This window comes from Stenotrophomonas sp. 21LCFQ19, from assembly GCF_056861425.1.
This window is the reverse complement of the sequence record NZ_JBSPUF010000015.1, coordinates 1-17666: the sequence shown is the minus strand read 5'-3', so window position 1 is coordinate 17666 and position 17666 is coordinate 1. Positions and strand designations below refer to the sequence as shown.

Here is a 17666-nt window from a genome sequence, read left to right as displayed (position 1 = left end):
CCCCCCCCCCCCGCCCCGCCGTCGCGCCTGGGGCCCCCCCCCGCCCCAGCCGCGCCCCCCACTACAGAAAGCCAGCCTTGCCGAGCATGGCTCGGCACTACCGCCGGATGCCGCGCAAAAAAGAAGCCCGGTCGGGGGAGGACCGGGCTTCCAGCGGCGCGTGGGAGAGAGGTCACGCGCCATACAACACCACTATTTGTTGCTTGCAGCTTTGTCGCTTACCAGGTGAAGCGCGGGCCGACGAACCATTCCTTGTCGCCAGCCTTGGCCAGCTTCACTTCGCCGGTCAGGCCCCAGTTCGCGTTGAACTTGCCGGTGGCGCCGACGCGGCCGTAGAACTCGCCGTCCGGGTTGTAGCCGTTCTTCTTGCTGTAGTCCTCGTAGCCAGCCAGGGCATAGCCTTCGAAGTTCGGGGTGAAGGCGGTACGCACGCCGACTTCAGCGCTGTAACCGTTGAACTTCGGGCCGTACTCCAGATCCAGCTTCTGGTAGGCCGCACGGGCCAGCAGGTCGGTATTCGGGGCAACGGTGTAGTTGTAACCAACACCCAGGCGCCACTGGTCGACGTCAGCCTTGAACTTGTCGGTTTCCTGCGCGTTGTACTCACCGAACACATGGAAGTTCGGATGTACCGCAACCGAGCCCTTCACCGCCCAACCATCGGCGTCGCCGCCCTTGGTATCGGTGTTCGCATAGCCGCCTTCCACATAGTTGTAGGAAAGGCCATCGGCAGCCGAAGCGGCGAACGGCAGGGCGGCCAACAGGCCCAGAGCGATCAAAGAAGTCTTCATTTCGGCATTACCTCGTTATTGGTCTTGATCGTTACGGCCTGAATCTGCGGCCGTTCGATAGTTGTGAATTATCCGTTAGCCGACGGAATCCACCCTGAATATCAAACTGACCAGTACATAAATTAAGGTGAAGAAAAGGGAACTTCCCTCGTCCCGGTTCTAGACGGGCAACCATAGGTTTGCGCTTTTGCTGAACCTATGGTTGCGCAAGAGCTGAAAACCTATGGTTGCAGTGGTTCAGGCGCAGAGCTGACGTCCGCGGCTCCTTGGCCCTCGCCAACGGCCAAGGAGGCAAGCACCGCCCTGACGTCGGTCCAAACTTGTCGGTCCTTAACAAGTAAGGAGACGCTTTAGGTGCCCTACGAAGGTTCGCGGCCTTGGAAGTCGAACGAAGCATGCCGTTGGCGTTAGCGACTCAGGACCAGTAGTGCTCGACATCGCCAGATGTTTCGTCCGCCACGGGCCGTACGCTGTCGCCCTCGCCCCTGTTGAATCTCACGGCTGCTTCATGCCAGAAGCTGGCATCGCTAGGTCACCTCCGACGCATCTCCAAGGCCTTCAAGCCCGCCTTAAGGCTCCATGCAGCTAAGACCGACGGCACTGCATCGACTAACGATGGCGCCCACGCCATCAGTCCCAGAAGTCGAAGCCCAAGGCTTGCCCTCCCCAAGGACTGTAAAGATCTCCCCCTCCCCAGTAGCTCACGTCGCCATCTCGCTCCGTGCGAATGGCGCGGAACTGCGCGCCTGCCTTCCCGGGCAGCAGCCCGATGTACGTTAACTCCCGTCCTGCACCACCACAGCTAAGCGTCCGCTTCCGGCCAGAAGCGGACAGCCACCCCATCCCTGATAAACATCCCTAGGCCGCAGCAGACCTCGAGCCTGCTGTGGCCAATTGGTTTTGGGCAGATTACGCCAATGGCCTAAATTCCCCTGGGTCAGTGAGTCCAGCCCGCCCCTTCCAGGACGCCTTTGGGCCACTTCAAGTTGATGTATCGTCCGCACAGAAGATCCCATGCATCGCGCCCAGCAGTGCTGCAACGCGCGGGTCTGCCATACGGTAGATGATCGACCGCGATTCCCGTCGGGTCGCGACAAGCTTTCGTTGACGGAGTTCGGCCAGTTGCTGGGAGAGCGCCGGCTGTCGAATGCCGGTGGCTTCCTCCAGTCCGCCCACCGTCATTTCACCTTGCGCGAGCTGGCATAGCAGCAACAGGCGCGAGGGGGTGGCCATGAAGCGCAGCAACTCGGCCACTTCGGGCACGCGCTCCTTCATCGTGGCTAGGTCAGACGGGCTGAATGGGGGGCTGGTCACAGGCAATGGCAACTTGGGCGGCTGATGTGATGCGAACACCATGGGTAAGCCGTGCAATCTAGCATGTTTCAATAGTTGCACAGATTACGTAACTATGTAATTCTTAGGCCACGAAGCCTCCTGGAGCCAGTCATGATTCCATCCGTAGCGGTAGACGCCCCCCTGGATCAGGCTGTGCGCTTGGTCAGCGATGCGCGTGCCGGCCTGTTTCCCTCGCCTTCCGTGAAGACATTCTTCGATCCTGCTACTTTCACTGCCAGCCACGTCGTACGCGATCCAACGTCTTCAGCGTGCGCCATCATCGACAGTGTCCTGGACTTCGACATGGCCGCAGGCCGCACGTCCACGTCCTCCGCATCGGCGTTGGTGGACTACGTACGTGCCGAGCGCCTGCAGGTTCAATGGTTGCTGGAAACCCACGCGCATGCCGACCACCTGTCCGCGGCTCCATGGCTGCAGGAGCAGGTGGGAGGCGCGCTGGCTATTGGCGAACACATCACCGCAGTCCAGGAAACCTTCGGCAAGGTCTTCAACGCCGGCACTGCATTCAAGCGGGATGGCAGCCAGTTCGATCGCCTGTTCGCCGACGGTGCCTCCTTCCGCATCGGTAATCTGCAGGCGATGTCGCTGCACGTGCCAGGCCATACCCCCGCTTGTCTGGCGTACGTGATCGGCGACGCCGTATTTCCTGGAGACACGCTGTTCATGCCGGACTACGGCACCGCCCGATGCGACTTTCCAGGTGGCTCGGCGCGCCAGTTGTATCGCTCGATCCAGCGCCTGCTGTCCCTGCCCGACGCCGCCCGCGTATTCCTGTGCCATGACTACAAAGCCACCGGCCGGGACCATTTCGCATGGGAAACAACCATCGGTGCCGAAAGGACAACAAACATGCATGTGCACGAGGGCGTGAGTGAAGCCATGTTCGTGGAACTGCGGGAGGCTCGTGATGCCACGCTTCCGATGCCACGGCTGATCCTGCCGTCAGTGCAGGTCAACATGTGCGCCGGCCATCTGCCCGAACCCGAAGAAAACGGCGTGCGCTACCTCAAGCTGCCGGTGGACCTGCTATGACGCTCTCTCATCTGGCCTGGTATTGGCCGCTCGCTGGCGGTGCCATGATCGGAACAGCGGCCGGAGCCTATCTACTCCTTCTCGGGCGCGTTGCTGGCATCTCGGGTCTGCTTGCCAGGACACTGGGCATGCCGGGTGACGGCGGACGCAGCAGTGCTGCCCTGTTCCTGGCGGGACTTGCCCTGGCGTCAGGCTTGGCAATGGTGGCCAGGCCCATACCCCTGCCGGCGCTCTCCGCAAACGGAGCAGTGGTATTGGTGATTGCCGGACTGCTGGTGGGTTACGGAACTCGCCTTGGCGCTGGCTGTACCAGTGGGCACGGTGTCTGCGGACTAGGCCGGGCATCGCCGCGTTCGGTGGTGGCGACCTGCGTGTTCATGCTCGTGGGCATGGCCACGGCAACCCTGGTACAGATTGCGACCGGAGGCCCGGCATGATCCGTCTTGCGGCGTTCCTGTGCGGCGCACTCTTCGGATTGGGCCTAGTCGTATCCGATATGGCCAACCCAGCCCGCGTGCTTGCTTTCCTGGATGTGAGCGACGCCTGGGACCCCTCCCTGGCGCTGGTCATGCTGGGCGCACTGATTCCTTCCGGCGCAGCCCACCTGTGGATACGCGCCCGAGGAACACCACTGCTTGCCGCATCGCTGCACATTCCCACCCTTCGCATCATCGATCGGCGCCTGGTCATCGGTGCGGCGATATTCGGCCTGGGTTGGGGACTGGCCGGAGTGTGTCCCGGCCCGGCCATCGCGTTGCTGGGAACCGGCCAGCCCTTCGCGATCATCTTTGCCACGGCAATGATCGCTGGCGTGCTCCTGCATGGCCTCATTCATCGCCCCACCGCAACTACGGGACAACCATGAACCTCAAGCCACTCTCTGCCAGCCTCAAGGTGTCCGGTCAGCTCCTGCCAAAGGACATTGAAGCCCTGAAGGAGCAGGCCTTTGCGAGCGTGATCTGCAACCGGCCCGACGACGAACAGCCGGAGCAGCCCAGTCACCATGCGCTGCAGGCTGCCTGCGACCAGGCGGGCATGCAGTTTGCCTATCTCCCGGTAGTGCCTGGTGTCATTACCGATGATCAGGTGCATACCTTTGCCAAGTTGATCGACGCGCTGCCACGCCCTGTTGTCGCGTACTGCAGAACCGGCACCCGTGCTGCGATGCTGTGGGCGCTGTCGGAAGTCGTTCACAATGGAGCGGCATTTGCTGACGTCCTGTCTGTTGCTTCGGACGCAGGCTACGACCTTTCCTCCATCGCAACACGGCTGCAGCAAGGTCCGGCGTCCGCCGACTGACATATGGAAACGCTATCTATGCTGCAGTGGGTGCTGGGCGGCCTGTCTGGCGTCCTGGTCGGCTTCGTCCTTGGCGTGGTTGGTGGGGGCGGATCCATCCTTGCGGTACCACTGATGCTCTACGTGGTCGGGGTGGAAGATCCGCATGTGGCTATCGGCACCAGCGCCCTGGCAGTGGCGGTCAATGCGGTGTCGAATCTGGTGATGCATGCCCGTAAAGGGAATGTTCGCTGGCCCTGTGCCTCGGTCTTCGCCTTGGCGGGGATCGCGGGCGCCTACCTGGGTTCCAGCTTGGGCAAGGCGTTCGACGGCAAGAGACTGCTGGCTCTGTTTGCTGTGGTCATGGTCATTGTCGGCATCGCCATGCTTCGCAGGCGCAACACGCTTGGATTCGCGGACGCTCGGCTCGGCAGACGCAACGCGCCCGCACTGATTGGGCTGGGCGCCACCGCCGGCGGGCTTTCCGGCTTCTTTGGCATTGGCGGAGGTTTCCTGATCGTGCCCGCACTGGTGGCCGCGACGGGCATGCCGATGATCGCCGCAGTCGGAAGCTCGCTCGTCGCCGTCGCCGCATTTGGCATGACCACCGCACTGAACTACGCACATGCGGGTCTGATCAACTGGAAGCTCGCGGCCGTGTTTGTCGTCGCCGGAATGGCTGGCGGTACTGCAGGAGCAGCAACTTCGACCAAGCTTGCCAGCTCTCGTGGAGCTCTGAACACGGTATTTGCAGTACTGATCTTCATTACTGCCGCATACATGCTGTGGAAGGTGAGCTGACCGGGTGTACGCCGGCCCCGCAGTTGAACCGACGCACCAAGACACGACAGCCGCGCATGCTCTGGGTCCATGCCTCCCATTCAGACAGACCGGGTGCGACCGCATGTCGCACCGGCTCCTGGCCGCCGGGCAGCCGCCCGGCCTTGCCCTACAATGCGTGGGTGCGCTTCCGTGCCTTCCACCGCAGCCTCAGCCTGATGGCGCTCGTCGCCATGCTGCTCATCGTGCTTGCCCCATTGGTAAGCCGGTGGCTCGCGCACGGCACGGCAGCAGGCCACAGCGAAGCAGTACAAGCCATTGAACATCACCCTTCTGCGATGCAGCAGCATGAGGGTGGCGAGCATCACCACCACGGCGCTGGCGACGCGACAGAAATGATGATGTCCGCCGACCACGACCACCCTGCAATGGTCGCGCACGTCGAGGTGCGTCCACTGCAGGATCACGCCGGCAAACGCCGCAACGACCCGCATGCCGGGCACGACATGGGTGTGGACTGCGACTACTGCGTGATCGCAGCGCGCATGGTGAGCCTGCTGGTCGCCCTGTTGCTCGCGCTGATCGGCTGGCGCCCGCCACACTTTGCCCGCGCCTGGACGCTCAGCTGGGGTTCCAGCATTGCCGCCGGGCACCTCGGCGCCCGCGGCCCTCCCCTGCGCGCCTGATCGCCCGCGCCCGCCGCGCGGACGCCCTGCCGATGCCACTCAACGCCTGCGCCTGACTGCGCGGGCGTAACGGCGTTTCCCGATCTCCGCACTACCTGGCTTATGCCGGGTGGTGCCGTCTGCTGTGACCATGAACCAGAACCTCACTCGCACCACGCTTTCGCTCAGCCTGGCCACCGCGCTTGGCTGCCTTTCCCTGTTGCCGACCGATGCATCCGCGCAGGATGGCACTGCACTTACCCTGGGCACCGTGCAGGTAACCAACGACGGCTCTTGGGACCGCAATGCACGCACCGTTTTCAGTTCCGTGGACGTCATTGGCGGCGATCTGCTGCAGTCACAGCGCGTCGAGCACAGTTGGGAGCTGCTGATGAACGCGCCCGGCGTGCAGGTGACCCAGTTCAAGATGGGCACCGACGCAGGGCGATTCTCGTTCCGTGGCTTCAACGGCGAGGGCCGCATCAATGCCGTGAAACTGCTGATCGATGGTGTCCCCAGCAACGACAACGCCGGAGGCATGCCCTACCTGGACGCGGTCTGGCCGCTGGATATCACCGCCATGGAAATCGTGCGCGGCACCAACGACGCGCGTTACGGACTCAACGCCATCGCCGGCGACGTCAACGTGGTTACCCGCCAAGGCGGCAATGACGGCCAGCTGAGCGTGACTGCGGGCAGTTTCGGCACGCAGGACCTGCAACTGGCCAAAGGTTTCGGGCGTGGGGCGTGGTCGCAGAACTACTTCGTTGGCTGGCGGCAGTCGGCCGGTGAGCGTGACCATGCCGACGCCACGCAGCGCAGCTTTGCCGGCAAGTGGTTCTACACCGATCCCGACGGCACCTGGCGCGGCGGCTTGACGACACGCTATTACAGGAACGTGGCACTGGAAGCGGGTTACCTCAGCTACCCGGAACTGCAGGCCGATCCAAAGCAGTCTCCGGATTACGCCAAGGACGACCGCAGCGAACGCGAGACCCGCCAGACCGCGTTGCACTTCGACGGCCGCATCGGCACCGACTGGACCTGGGCCGCCAAGGCCTACCAGAACGACTACCGCAACCAGCGCTGGGTCACCTTTACCGAAGGCGGCGCACAGCAGGAGCGGTTCAACGATGAAACCCAGCGCGGCCTGATCCTCAATGCCACCTGGCGGCCGGACACCGAGCTGGCCGAGCTGGTGGTGGATGCCGGCGTGGATGGTCAATGGCAGGACAACATCGCCCAGCGCTACCGCACCGTGCAGCGCCAGCGCCAAGCGACCCTGCGCGACTGGGACTTCGATCTGGATACGCGCGGTGCGTACGTGCAGGCGGTGATCCGCCCGATCGACCGGCTCAAGCTGGTACCGGCGTACCGTGTGGATCGCATCTACGGTGACTTCACCAATCTCTCCTCGGGCACGTCGGTGCCGGTGTACGACTATGGGCTGATCAAGCAGCCCAAGTTCAGCGCTTCCTATGAAATCAGAGAATCGCTGGTGGCCTACGGGAACTGGGGGCGCACGTTCCAGATCGGTAGCGGCAACGGCGCCTATCGCACGCAGACGGGCAATCTGTCGCCTTCCATCAATGAAGGCTGGGAAGCGGGATTGAAATGGTCGCCAGTGGCGGGCCTGCAGGCCCGCGCGGCAGTGTGGGAGCAGACCGCATCCGACGAGGTGGCCACGATCCTCGGCGTGAACGGGACAATTGGCACCAATGAGGTTGGCAACGTAGGCAAGACCCGTCGCCGGGGCTGGGATCTGCAGGCCAACTGGCAGCCGGATGCACGCTGGCGGGCGTGGGCGTCCTATTCGCGGCAGAAGGCCACCATCGAAGTCCCCGATCCGAGCGCACCGGCCACCCGCGGCCGGCAGATCGAGAATGTCCCGAACTGGCTGGCCAGCGCTGGCGTAGCGTTCAGCCCCACGCCGGACTGGACCTACAGTGCCTGGGGTAACGGTCAGGGTGACTACTACGTGGAGCGCACCAATACGTTGGGCCGCTTTGGCGGCTACGCGGTGCTCAACCTGAGCGCCACATACAGGCTGAATTTGCGCAACCAGCTTTCGCTGCAGCTGAAGAATGCCACCGATCGGGCCTATCTGTACGCCTGGTATGACAGCGGCTCCTCGGGCTATTCGCCCGGCGACGGCCGTGCGCTCTATCTGACCTGGACGCGGGAGCTCTGAGATGAACGCCACCGCCTCCCCTGCCGCCGCGGACCGCCTGCGCTTCTACCGTGCGGTGTGGCGGTGGCATTTCTATGCCGGACTGTTTGTCCTGCCCTTCATCGCCTGGCTGGCATTGACCGGCGCCGTCTACCTCTACCAGAAACCCATTGATCGTTTGGTCCACGCGGAACTGAAGGTGGTCGAGCCGGTTACTGCGCAAAAGGCAGCGCCCAGTGCTGATATCGCCGCCGTGCAGGCTGTGACCGAGGGCAGTGTCTTCCGCTACACCACGCCGGAGCGTGCCGATGGCAGTGTGGAGATTGGCGTTGCCGAGAAGAATGGACGCCGCCAGGTCTACTACGTGGACCCCGGCACATCGCACGTGCTGGGTCATCTGCCGGAGAAGGGCACGTTCTCGGGGGTGGTCCGGCGCCTGCACAGCCTGGATCTGCTGGGAAGCTATGCCAGCGCACTGATCGAGATCGCTGCGGGCTGGGCCATCCTGCTGGTCGCCACAGGTGTCTATCTATGGTGGCCGCGTGGACAGCGCGGTGGCGTGACCACCGTACGCGGGCAGCCGGGCCAACGGCTGTTCTGGCGGGACCTGCATGCGGTGACAGGCGTGTGGGTGGGTCTGGTACTACTGTTTCTGGCGGTAACCGGCATGCCGTGGTCGGTGGTGTGGGGCAAGCAGGTCAACGCCTGGGCCAATGGACACAACTACGGCTACCCGGCCGGCGTGCGTGTGGACGTGCCCATGTCGCGCCAGCGCCTGGCCGACACCACGACACCCACCTGGTCGATGCAGCAGGCCCACTTGCCGGTCTCCGATGTGTCGCATGCCGACCACGCGCCGAAGCCTGGCAATGACGGCCATGAGGGACATGCGGGGCACGATGGGAGCGCTTCTGGCGAACTGTCACCGCAACCGGGCGCCATCGGCATCGATGCCGCCATCCACGCATTCGAACGCTTGGGATTGGCACCCGGCTACAGCGTCAGCCTCCCGCGCGGGCCGATGGGGGTGTACACCGCCTCGGTGTATCCGGAGGCGCTGGGCCAGCAACGGGTCGTCCATCTGGACCAGTACAGCGGAAACGTGCTGCTGGACATGACCTACGCCGACTACGGCCTGCTCGGGCGCGGCCTGGAATGGGGCATCAATGTGCATCTGGGCCAGGAATACGGCACGGCCAACCGCTTGTTTCTGCTGATCGCCTGCCTGGCCATCGTGCTGCTGTGCGCCAGCGGCGCGGTGATGTGGTGGAAGCGCCGCCCGCTCGGCGGCCTCGGCGTTCCTCCGCTTCCGCGGCAGGGCCGCAGCGTTGCCGGCGTCTTTGCGCTGTTGTGCATCGGCGGCCTGATCTTCCCGCTGGTGGGCGCATCGCTGCTGCTGGTCGGGCTGCTTGATTTCCTGGCCACCCGCGGCTGGCGCGCGCAGCCGGCCTCCTGATTCGTTGTTCAACGCCCAGCCGGGCATCGTTTGCTGCCCTCAACGGAGACATGACCGCATGAACCTTCACTCGCTGAAATATCTGCTTGCCACCGCGCTGCTTGCGCTCTCCGGCATCGCTTCTGCAGCCGATGCTGCAAAGACGCCGTTTGCGCTGCCGGTCCTGCCCTACGCCACCAACGCACTGGAGCCGGCTATCGATGCGCAGACGATGGAGATCCACCACGGCCGGCATCACAAGGCCTACGTGGATAACCTCAATGCCAAGGTCAAGGACTTCCCGGCACTGGCGAGCACATCGCTGGAGGGTATCCAGCGCAGCATTTCGCGCTACGACACCGCCGTCCGAAACAATGCCGGCGGCCACTACAACCACAGCCTCTTCTGGACACTGATGGCACCTGTCGGCCAGAGCGGCATGCCGTCGCCGGCACTGCGCAGCAGACTGGTTGAGACCTTCGGGTCCGAAGAAGCGTTCCGCACGAAGTTCTCGGAAGCGGCTACGAAAATCTTCGGCTCGGGTTGGGCATGGTTGATCGTCAAGGACGATGGCTCGCTGGCCATCACCACCACCGCCAACCAGGACAACCCGCTGATGGATGTGGTGGCCGAACGTGGGACCCCCATTCTGGCGCTGGACGTCTGGGAGCACGCCTATTACCTGCATTACCAGAACAAGCGGGCCGATTACATCAAAGCCTGGTGGCCGCTGGTCAACTGGCAACAGGTCAATGCCCGCTATGACGCAGCCGCCATCAAGCGCTGAGCTGCTCCTTCTGCGCGACTACTGGAACTGAAAATCCACCATGAACCACAAAACCCTGATCAGCACCGCCATCGTCCTGGCACTGGCCTGCGCGGCGCCGTCGGCCTTCGCCGAAGAAGATGCAGCGCCGCCCGCGTCGCGTGCCTCCAACGAAGCGCCCAGCTGGACGCTGAAGCCCGTGGAGGTAACCGCCACGCGCGGCACCTACACCGCCTCGGCCACGTCCGCCGCCACCCGCACCGATACGCCCATCACCGAAGTTCCCCAGTCGGTGCAGGTCATCACCAGCACCCTGCTGCGCGAACAAGACCGGCGCACGCTGGGTGATGCACTGGTCAACGTTTCCGGCGTCACGCCCACGCGCTCGGACGAAAACCTGTTCATTCCGCCCATCGTGCGTGGATTCCCCGCCGAGGTCTACCTGGACGGCTTGCCGCTGTTTGCAGGCAACCAGCAAGCCTACGATCCCAGCGGCATGGTGGGCATTTCCAGCATCAGCGTCCTCAAGGGACCCAGTGCGACGCTCTATGGCGGTGGTCTCGGCACGCCGCTCGGCGGCGTCATCAACATTGAAAGCGAACGCCCGGACCCCACCGCGTCCAGTGGTTACGTTTCCCTGCGCGGGGGCAGCTTCTCCACCTGGAACCCCTACGCGGATATCAACGTTCCGCTGTCTTCTACTGTCGCAGCGCGGATCAGTGCGGAGTACCAGAGAAACGATAGCTGGATCGATGAGGTTCATGGCGAGCGCCGGTCGTTGCAACCCAGCCTGCTGATGCAGCTGGGCGACGCCACCGAACTGCTGCTGCAAGGCCAGTTCAACCGCCGCCGCGCTCTGGAGTATTCCGGACTGCCTGCTGATGCGGCCCTGGCCGGGGTGCTGGACCGGGACGCCTTCCCCGGCTCGCCGCAGGGCCAGCCGCTGACCAGCAATGACAGCAGGATGGGTACCGCCACCCTGCGTCACGCCTTCTCTGACCGGGTAGATCTGACCGTGACCGCGCGCTACTTCCGCGGCAAGGTCGACGAGAGTGGCAGCTTCGTCTTCCCCGGCCTGGCTCCCACGGAAACGGTTGCACCCGAGTACGACGTCTTCCCGATCACGATGGTGAACCGCACCAAGGAAGCCACGCTGGATGCGAACCTCTCGATCAAGACTGACATGCTGGGCGGGGAACACACGCTGCTGGCCGGCATCAACTATGACTGGACAAGCTTCTACAGCGGCATGGGCCTGTTCATCAGTGACAGTCCTTCCGGCGTGATCAACCTCGCAGATCCTCGTTACATGCTTCGCTATACGGCGCAGTTGCCGGTCAACTCCTACACCGATGATCGCTTCACGACCCTTGCTGGCTATATCCAGGACCAGGCCACCTACGGCCGCCTGCATCTGACCGGCGCCCTGCGTTGGACGTCGCTGAAGTTCGTCGAGAACAGCAATATCGGCGTGGCCAACGACAAGACCTTCAGCCATGTGTCGCCGCACTTTGGGGCAACGTATGACCTGGCGCCGGGGATCGCCCTGTTTGCAGGCTACGCGACCGCGTTCCGTGCACCGTTCGGCTTCATCGGTCTTGCCACGCCGGAGCCTGAAACGTCCATCAACGTAGAGGGCGGTCTGAAGCTGTCTTTGCCCGGGCGCGGGCTTTCCGGCACTGTCGCCGCATTCCGGCAGAAGCGTGAGGACGTGGCGGTGTCCGACCCGAACAACGTGGGCTACTACATACAGAGCGGGCGCCAGCGGGCACGCGGGGTGGAAATGGACATGGTATGGGAGCCTACGCCGGCCTTCTCCCTGCTGGCCAACTACGCACACACCAGCACGCGGGATGAAGGTGCAGCCCCCGGGGATCGCGTGGCCCGCGTGCCGGACAACAGCGGGCGCCTCGCCGCACGCTATCGACTGCTGGAAGGGCCGGCGAAGGGACTGGCCTTCGGCGCGGGGGTCACCGCCGTCAGCGCCAGAGAGCTGACGCTTCCCAACACCCTTGCGGTTCCCGGCTACGCCGTGTTCGACGCCCAGGCGTCCTACAACTTCGGACGGTTCACGCTTGGTCTCTCGCTGGTCAATCTCACCGGCCGTAAGGCGTGGGATCCATACTCGTACATGGGCTACGCCGTCGTAGCACCCAACCAGCCCCGCTCGGCATTCGTCACGCTCAGGATGGACCTCTGATGGACAGCCCCATTAAGCGGTGGCCCGCTGTCGCCACCTTGCTGTCGGCCGTTGTCTGTGCTTCTTCTGCTATCGCATCACCAGCAGCGTCAACTGGTGGCGTGTTCATTTCGCTGTATCCGGCTGGCGCGACGCAGCCGCTGGGTGTGCAGGAGCTGCACGACACGTTGGATACCGGCGAGACACTGATCTACGACGTGAGTGAGCCAACCCTGGAGATGTACCGGCCCGCGCCCGGCAAGCAGAATGGAACAGCGGTCATCGTTGTTCCCGGGGGAGGCTTTGTTGCCCTTGGCTATGTTCGCGGCGGCACGGACGTGGCCCGCGCTCTGGCCGAGCGTGGCATCACTGCCTTTGTGCTGAAACACCGCACAGTGCGCAGCGGCGATGGACCGATGCGCATTCCCGCGGTGCACATGGAAGAGATGGAGCAGGTGATGTCACGCGCCCGGACGGGCTCGCCCGTTGAGATGCCGCCGTTTGCCGGAGAGCCAAAAGCCGTCGAGGACGGCGCGCGCGCCATGACCATCGTGCGGCAGCGTGCTGGTGAGTGGGGCGTCATTCCAGACCGGGTGGGCATGATCGGTTTCTCGAGCGGCGCTTACCTGGCTGCAGATCTTGCCATCGGCCCCAAGGCGACACGTCCGGACTTCGTAGGGCTCATCTACGGCGGTCCGCGCACACCCGTGCCTGCAGATGCGTCGCCGGCATTCATTGCCGGCGCTGCTGACGACGACTATCAGCCCAACGATCCCATTCTGCTCTACAGCGCATGGCGGGGTTCTGGCGTACCAGCGGAGCTGCATATGTACGAACGTGGAGGGCACGGCTTTGACCTTCACCCGAAGGGCGTGACCAGCGATCTCTGGTTCGGTCAGTTCATTGCGTGGATGCAGGTGCGGGAGCTGATGCCAACGTGGGGGAGGTGAAGGCTCTGCAACGCATCCTGGCAAAGAAGCCATGGAAGTCCGTCACTGGGTAGTGATCGGGTGCGTAATGCTGCACGCATCTGGCGCACTTCGGCTCCGAAACTGCCATCCCCCCAATCCCGAGAGATCCTCCTGGTCGCTGCGGTAGCGATGTCCGCTTTTTGATCCCGGCCAGCTTGAGCTGATGCCGCAAGGAGAAGGCACGCTGGATGCTCCATCACTGGAGCATCCCATGTCATCTCATTTCACGCCGTGGAACAAAGGAAAGTTAGTCGGTCAGAAGACAGCGCTCAGGCTTAGCGAAATTTGGTCGATCAGAGTGCGCCTACAGGTTGCAGGCCGCACTCGTGATCTGGCGCTTTTCAACTTGGGGATCGACTCGAAGCTAAGAGGCTGCGATCTGGTCAGCCTACGGCTTCGAGACGTATCGCATGGTTCCGCAATCGCCAAGAGGGCGATCGTTTTGCAGCGCAAGACGGGGAGACCCGTTCAGTTTGAGCTGACGGAGTTAACGAGAACCGCGCTCGCCGAATGGGTCGGACGAGCTCGGCTAGGTTCGGCATCCTATTTGTTCCCAGGAATGAGGGATGGTCACCTTTCCACCCGACAGTACGCACGCATTGTGGGCTCATGGGTTACGGCTATTGGACTCGACCGTAACAGCTACGGTACCCACAGCATGCGACGGACCAAGGCATCATTGATATACCGGCGTACCAAGAACCTGCGCGCTGTTCAAATCCTCCTGGGCCACACCAAACTTGAGAGCACAGTGAGGTACTTGGGAATTGAGGTTGAAGACGCGTTGGAGCTGGCGGAGCAGACTGAGGCCTGAGGCGGAAGGTATCTAAACGAACCGCGGCCTCCTTAGGGTAATTTGGAGGCCGCTTTCGGCCAGAACTGGACATTTCGCATAACCACGGCGCTACCTCTCCATCTAAGCGCACCTGCATCCAGGCGTCGTTTCTGAGCCGGCCATACCACTAATACATGAGGATTAGGTCCATGCTGTGCGGCGACCCCGATGCTTGCACTCATTCCATACGTGCCCATTAGTTGCGGCTAGACAGGGCGATTAAATTTAACATTTGCCCGACCACCCAAGGCTAATGCCGCACCAACGACTCAGCCGCGTTTGTGACTTTGGATCCGCTCGACTCCTGTTCAAATGTATATGCACGGCTACCGCTCCACCTGCTAGGCCCAACGGCAGCACGACGCTCGCAGTGGACTCCCGGGCGCCATCCCCATAATCTGGACTCGGATATCCGGACAGCAGGAACAACCGCATGGCATACCGATGGGCAGAGGGAAGCAAGCCCAACCCGGTCCTTGAATCAGTTATGGAGTCTGTAAGCCTATCGGATGGCGCGGTGGGGATCTTACGGCTGAGCGTGCACGGAGACATCGCCGTCCTGGCCTCGATGCTTCAGGGTCAACAGGCCGACGACGGCATCGACAGAGTCGACTTGATCTGGGACGTCCTGCACGGGATCAACGCCCCAATTTCAGCAACTAAATTGCTCAGCCTAGTAAATGTCGCGCGATCTGCACAGCGAAAGGGAGGTCTAAAGAAATTTAGCCTTATAACCACACTGTCGACGGATGGCGCATGGCTGCCTAGAAGCTTGCAAATTTGTGAGTTACGAGCACGGTTTCGAAAAACACTTCCACGAAAATTCAAATCTGCGCGCGTGCAGCTAGTAAAGGAACAGATTCGGACAGGAATTATTCACGAGGACCTTGACAGCTATTCATTCGTTCAAATTGATGTAGAGGCGGAGAGCGCTGGCGCGGCGTTCGCCAAATCAGATCGGGAGCTGAGAATTCTTCGTGGCCTGATATGTTTGCTGTCGAATCCAAGTTTTGAGAAGACACTGCTTGGCTCAGAACACAAGCCCATCAACGTTCTGCGCACAGGGCACTTCCATACGATCCATAATATTGATGGCTCGGTCGCAACCGATTTGATCTGGTACGAGCCCAATTATAGCCCGAGAATCACGTTCACCCCCAGGAAGCCAAGCGTTCTGGTTGATGTGCTAAAGAAGACCTTGCGGAGAATGCGCAACTGCGCATACAACGGCCGCTTGGAACAAGCGGTCATTCGCTTCGCCAGCGGCTTCGATGAAAGCGACCCTGACGCTGCATTCCTGAAGTGCTGGTCCGCACTTGAGTCCATCCTCTCCTCGAACGTGGCAGATTACAAACAACTTGTGCGTCGATGCATTTTTCTGTACGAGGATCGCGATTACCATGAGTCAATTCTTAAACAGCTCGCCGAGCACAGAAACGCTAGCGTCCATCGTGTATCGGACAACTCATTGACTAAATCGTTTTGCTACTTACTTCAGAACTACTTCGCCACCGCGCTAAAGTTCCATATCCGCAACTACACTCGCTTTTCCAATTTCGAGGAAGCCCTCACCTTACTGTCGGGCCCAGTGAGTCAATCAGATGTTAACGCTGCGATGGCGCGCGCCCTGTTCGCCAAGCGATTTCTTGCAATCAAGCCATGACCTCAAACGCGGCGCGGACTGCTCTCGGCACATTGAGGCAGCTAGAACCCCGTGTGAACTGTTCCGGAAGAGGTAGACAGGCAGTTCCTTCAGAGAGTGTCCGTTTCCGGCCAGAAGCGGACACCCGCCGCCTGAGCAGACGCTCTCGTATCACCCTTTCGGGGCAGGTAGGCAACCTCGCCTACCGGCAGACTGGTGCCTTCTACACAGGAAGGACAACGAAATGAGCGCCTCCAACCGCAAGACGGCCAGCTTTGGCGTGCCGTGGGAATCGGCTTATGGATACGTGCAGGCCGTTCGCGTGAACAATTCGATCTTCGTCTCGGGCCAGCTCTCGCACACGCCGGAGGGTCAGCTGGTAGCTCCGGCTGCTCTGGGGGCTGATGGGAAGCCTGCCAATTTCGACACCATGGAGGCGCAGATGAAGCGCACCTATGCGAACGCCCAGGTGTTGTTGGCCGAGCTGGGTGCATCGCTGGCGGATGTGGTGGAAGAAACCCTTTTCGTAATCGATGTACCGGCCGCGTTTGCCGCTAGCGGCAAGGTCAGGCCAGCCGTCTACGGTCAGGCTGTCCCCCAGGTGGCCAGCAACCTCATCGGAGTGTCCGCGCTCGCCTTCCCTGAACAGCTGATCGAGATTGCCTTCCGCGCCGAAGTGAATTCGTAACACTCCCCAAGGGGAGAAGTAACGCCGTGATGGAAAGCCCGTATGCGCCAAGCTGCGGGCTTTTCTTGTGTCCCCACATCTTCTAGGCAGTTCATATAGCCGATTAGACAGTCCAAGCTGATCACGTACGCGAAGAGAAAGGCGCCAATGAGCCTAATGCATGCGGCGCTACCGCTGACTCGGTTCCTAGCCCGCAAGGACTGCCACGCTAGAGACCATGCCTGCTCGGCTAGAGAGCGACGTCCGCTTCCGGCCAGAAGCGGACACCCGCCGCCTGAGCAGACGCTCTCGTATCACCCTTTCGGGGCAGGTAGGCAACCTCGCCTACCGGCAGACTGGTGCCTTCTACACAGGAAGGACAACGAAATGAGCGCCTCCAACCGCAAGACGGCCAGCTTTGGCGTGCCGTGGGAATCGGCTTATGGATACGTGCAGGCCGTTCGCGTGAACAATTCGATCTTCGTCTCGGGCCAGCTCTCGCACACGCCGGAGGGTCAGCTGGTAGCTCCGGCTGCTCTGGGGGCTGATGGGAAGCCTGCCAATTTCGACACCATGGAGGCGCAGATGAAGCGCACCTATGCGAACGCCCAGGTGTTGTTGGCCGAGCTGGGTGCATCGCTGGCGGATGTGGTGGAAGAAACCCTTTTCGTAATCGATGTACCGGCCGCGTTTGCCGCTAGCGGCAAGGTCAGGCCAGCCGTCTACGGTCAGGCTGTCCCCCAGGTGGCCAGCAACCTCATCGGAGTGTCCGCGCTCGCCTTCCCTGAACAGCTGATCGAGATTGCCTTCCGCGCCGAAGTGAATTCGTAACACTCCCCAAGGGGAGAAGTAACGCCGTGATGGAAAGCCCGTATGCGCCAAGCTGCGGGCTTTTCTTGTGTCCCCACATCTTCTAGGCAGTTCATATAGCCGATTAGACAGTCCAAGCTGATCACGTACGCGAAGAGAAAGGCGCCAATGAGCCTAATGCATGCGGCGCTACCGCTGACTCGGTTCCTAGCCCGCAAGGACTGCCACGCTAGAGACCATGCCTGCTCGGCTAGAGAGCGACGTCCGCTTCCGGCCAGAAGCGGACACC

At 62.1% G+C, this 17666-nt stretch carries 17 protein-coding genes; 15 read left to right on the top strand and 2 right to left on the bottom strand.

What is annotated here, in order from left to right; genetic code table 11:
• Positions 1-218: 218 nt before the first annotated feature.
• Together AC13FW_RS15985 and AC13FW_RS15980 are read right to left on the bottom strand one after the other, a co-directional pair.
• Entirely contained in the window at positions 219-791 is a 573-nt protein-coding gene (locus AC13FW_RS15985; RefSeq protein WP_282269443.1) for an OmpO family porin, read from the bottom strand.
• A gap of 981 nt (positions 792-1772) precedes the next feature.
• Positions 1773-2066 (bottom strand): ArsR/SmtB family transcription factor, encoded by a 294-nt coding sequence (locus tag AC13FW_RS15980; protein ID WP_188218411.1) that lies wholly within the window; start codon positions 2064-2066, stop codon positions 1773-1775.
• A gap of 171 nt (positions 2067-2237) precedes the next feature.
• On the opposite strand from AC13FW_RS15980, the gene AC13FW_RS15975 reads away from it, so the two are divergent.
• The 15 genes from AC13FW_RS15975 (at position 2238) to AC13FW_RS15905 (ending at position 17398) form a co-directional block, all read left to right on the top strand.
• The gene (locus tag AC13FW_RS15975) at positions 2238-3179 is read left to right on the top strand and encodes an MBL fold metallo-hydrolase (protein WP_224329421.1); all 942 of its coding nucleotides are present in this window, start codon (positions 2238-2240) and stop codon (positions 3177-3179) included.
• Complete coding sequence (locus tag AC13FW_RS15970) at positions 3176-3616, top strand: YeeE/YedE family protein (RefSeq protein WP_005420838.1); 441 nt, start codon at positions 3176-3178, stop codon at positions 3614-3616. Before AC13FW_RS15975 ends, AC13FW_RS15970 begins: the two co-directional genes overlap by 4 nt.
• Positions 3613-4044: a DUF6691 family protein gene (locus tag AC13FW_RS15965; protein ID WP_224328702.1), complete on the top strand. Its 432-nt coding sequence runs from the start codon at positions 3613-3615 to the stop codon at positions 4042-4044. The genes AC13FW_RS15970 and AC13FW_RS15965 overlap by 4 nt, the downstream gene beginning before the upstream one ends.
• Positions 4041-4478 carry a protein tyrosine phosphatase family protein gene (locus AC13FW_RS15960; protein ID WP_005420843.1) on the top strand — a complete coding sequence of 146 codons (438 nt, stop codon included), beginning with the start codon at positions 4041-4043 and terminating at the stop codon, positions 4476-4478. The genes AC13FW_RS15965 and AC13FW_RS15960 overlap by 4 nt, the downstream gene beginning before the upstream one ends.
• Before the next feature lie 18 nt (positions 4479-4496).
• Positions 4497-5258 carry a sulfite exporter TauE/SafE family protein gene (locus AC13FW_RS15955; protein WP_224328703.1) on the top strand — a complete coding sequence of 254 codons (762 nt, stop codon included), beginning with the start codon at positions 4497-4499 and terminating at the stop codon, positions 5256-5258.
• A 143-nt stretch (positions 5259-5401) separates the two neighbouring features.
• Complete coding sequence (locus tag AC13FW_RS15950; RefSeq protein WP_224328704.1) at positions 5402-5923, top strand: DUF2946 family protein; 522 nt, start codon at positions 5402-5404, stop codon at positions 5921-5923.
• A 130-nt stretch (positions 5924-6053) separates the two neighbouring features.
• Entirely contained in the window at positions 6054-8093 is a 2040-nt protein-coding gene (locus AC13FW_RS15945; RefSeq protein ID WP_482989717.1) for a TonB-dependent receptor, read from the top strand.
• A 1-nt stretch (position 8094) separates the two neighbouring features.
• Entirely contained in the window at positions 8095-9528 is a 1434-nt protein-coding gene (locus tag AC13FW_RS15940; protein WP_224328706.1) for a PepSY-associated TM helix domain-containing protein, read from the top strand.
• Between the two features lie 58 nt (positions 9529-9586).
• Positions 9587-10294 (top strand): superoxide dismutase, encoded by a 708-nt coding sequence (locus AC13FW_RS15935; protein ID WP_224329422.1) that lies wholly within the window; start codon positions 9587-9589, stop codon positions 10292-10294.
• Positions 10295-10334: 40 nt separating this feature from the next.
• Positions 10335-12473: a TonB-dependent siderophore receptor gene (locus tag AC13FW_RS15930; RefSeq protein WP_224328707.1), complete on the top strand. Its 2139-nt coding sequence runs from the start codon at positions 10335-10337 to the stop codon at positions 12471-12473.
• Positions 12473-13402: an alpha/beta hydrolase gene (locus AC13FW_RS15925; protein ID WP_224328708.1), complete on the top strand. Its 930-nt coding sequence runs from the start codon at positions 12473-12475 to the stop codon at positions 13400-13402. The genes AC13FW_RS15930 and AC13FW_RS15925 overlap by 1 nt, the downstream gene beginning before the upstream one ends.
• Positions 13403-13586: 184 nt before the next feature.
• A complete protein-coding gene (locus AC13FW_RS15920; RefSeq protein ID WP_462442566.1) occupies positions 13587-14237 on the top strand; it encodes a tyrosine-type recombinase/integrase in 651 nt (216 codons plus the stop codon).
• A gap of 454 nt (positions 14238-14691) precedes the next feature.
• A complete protein-coding gene (locus AC13FW_RS15915; protein WP_224328710.1) occupies positions 14692-15921 on the top strand; it encodes a HEPN domain-containing protein in 1230 nt (409 codons plus the stop codon).
• 223 nt (positions 15922-16144) lie between these two features.
• Positions 16145-16588, top strand: coding sequence for a RidA family protein (locus tag AC13FW_RS15910; RefSeq protein WP_032959372.1), 444 nt, complete (start codon positions 16145-16147; stop codon positions 16586-16588).
• Positions 16589-16954: 366 nt separating this feature from the next.
• On the top strand, positions 16955-17398 hold the full coding sequence (locus AC13FW_RS15905; RefSeq protein ID WP_032959372.1) for a RidA family protein: 444 nt from the start codon (positions 16955-16957) through the stop codon (positions 17396-17398).
• Positions 17399-17666: the final 268 nt, after the last annotated feature.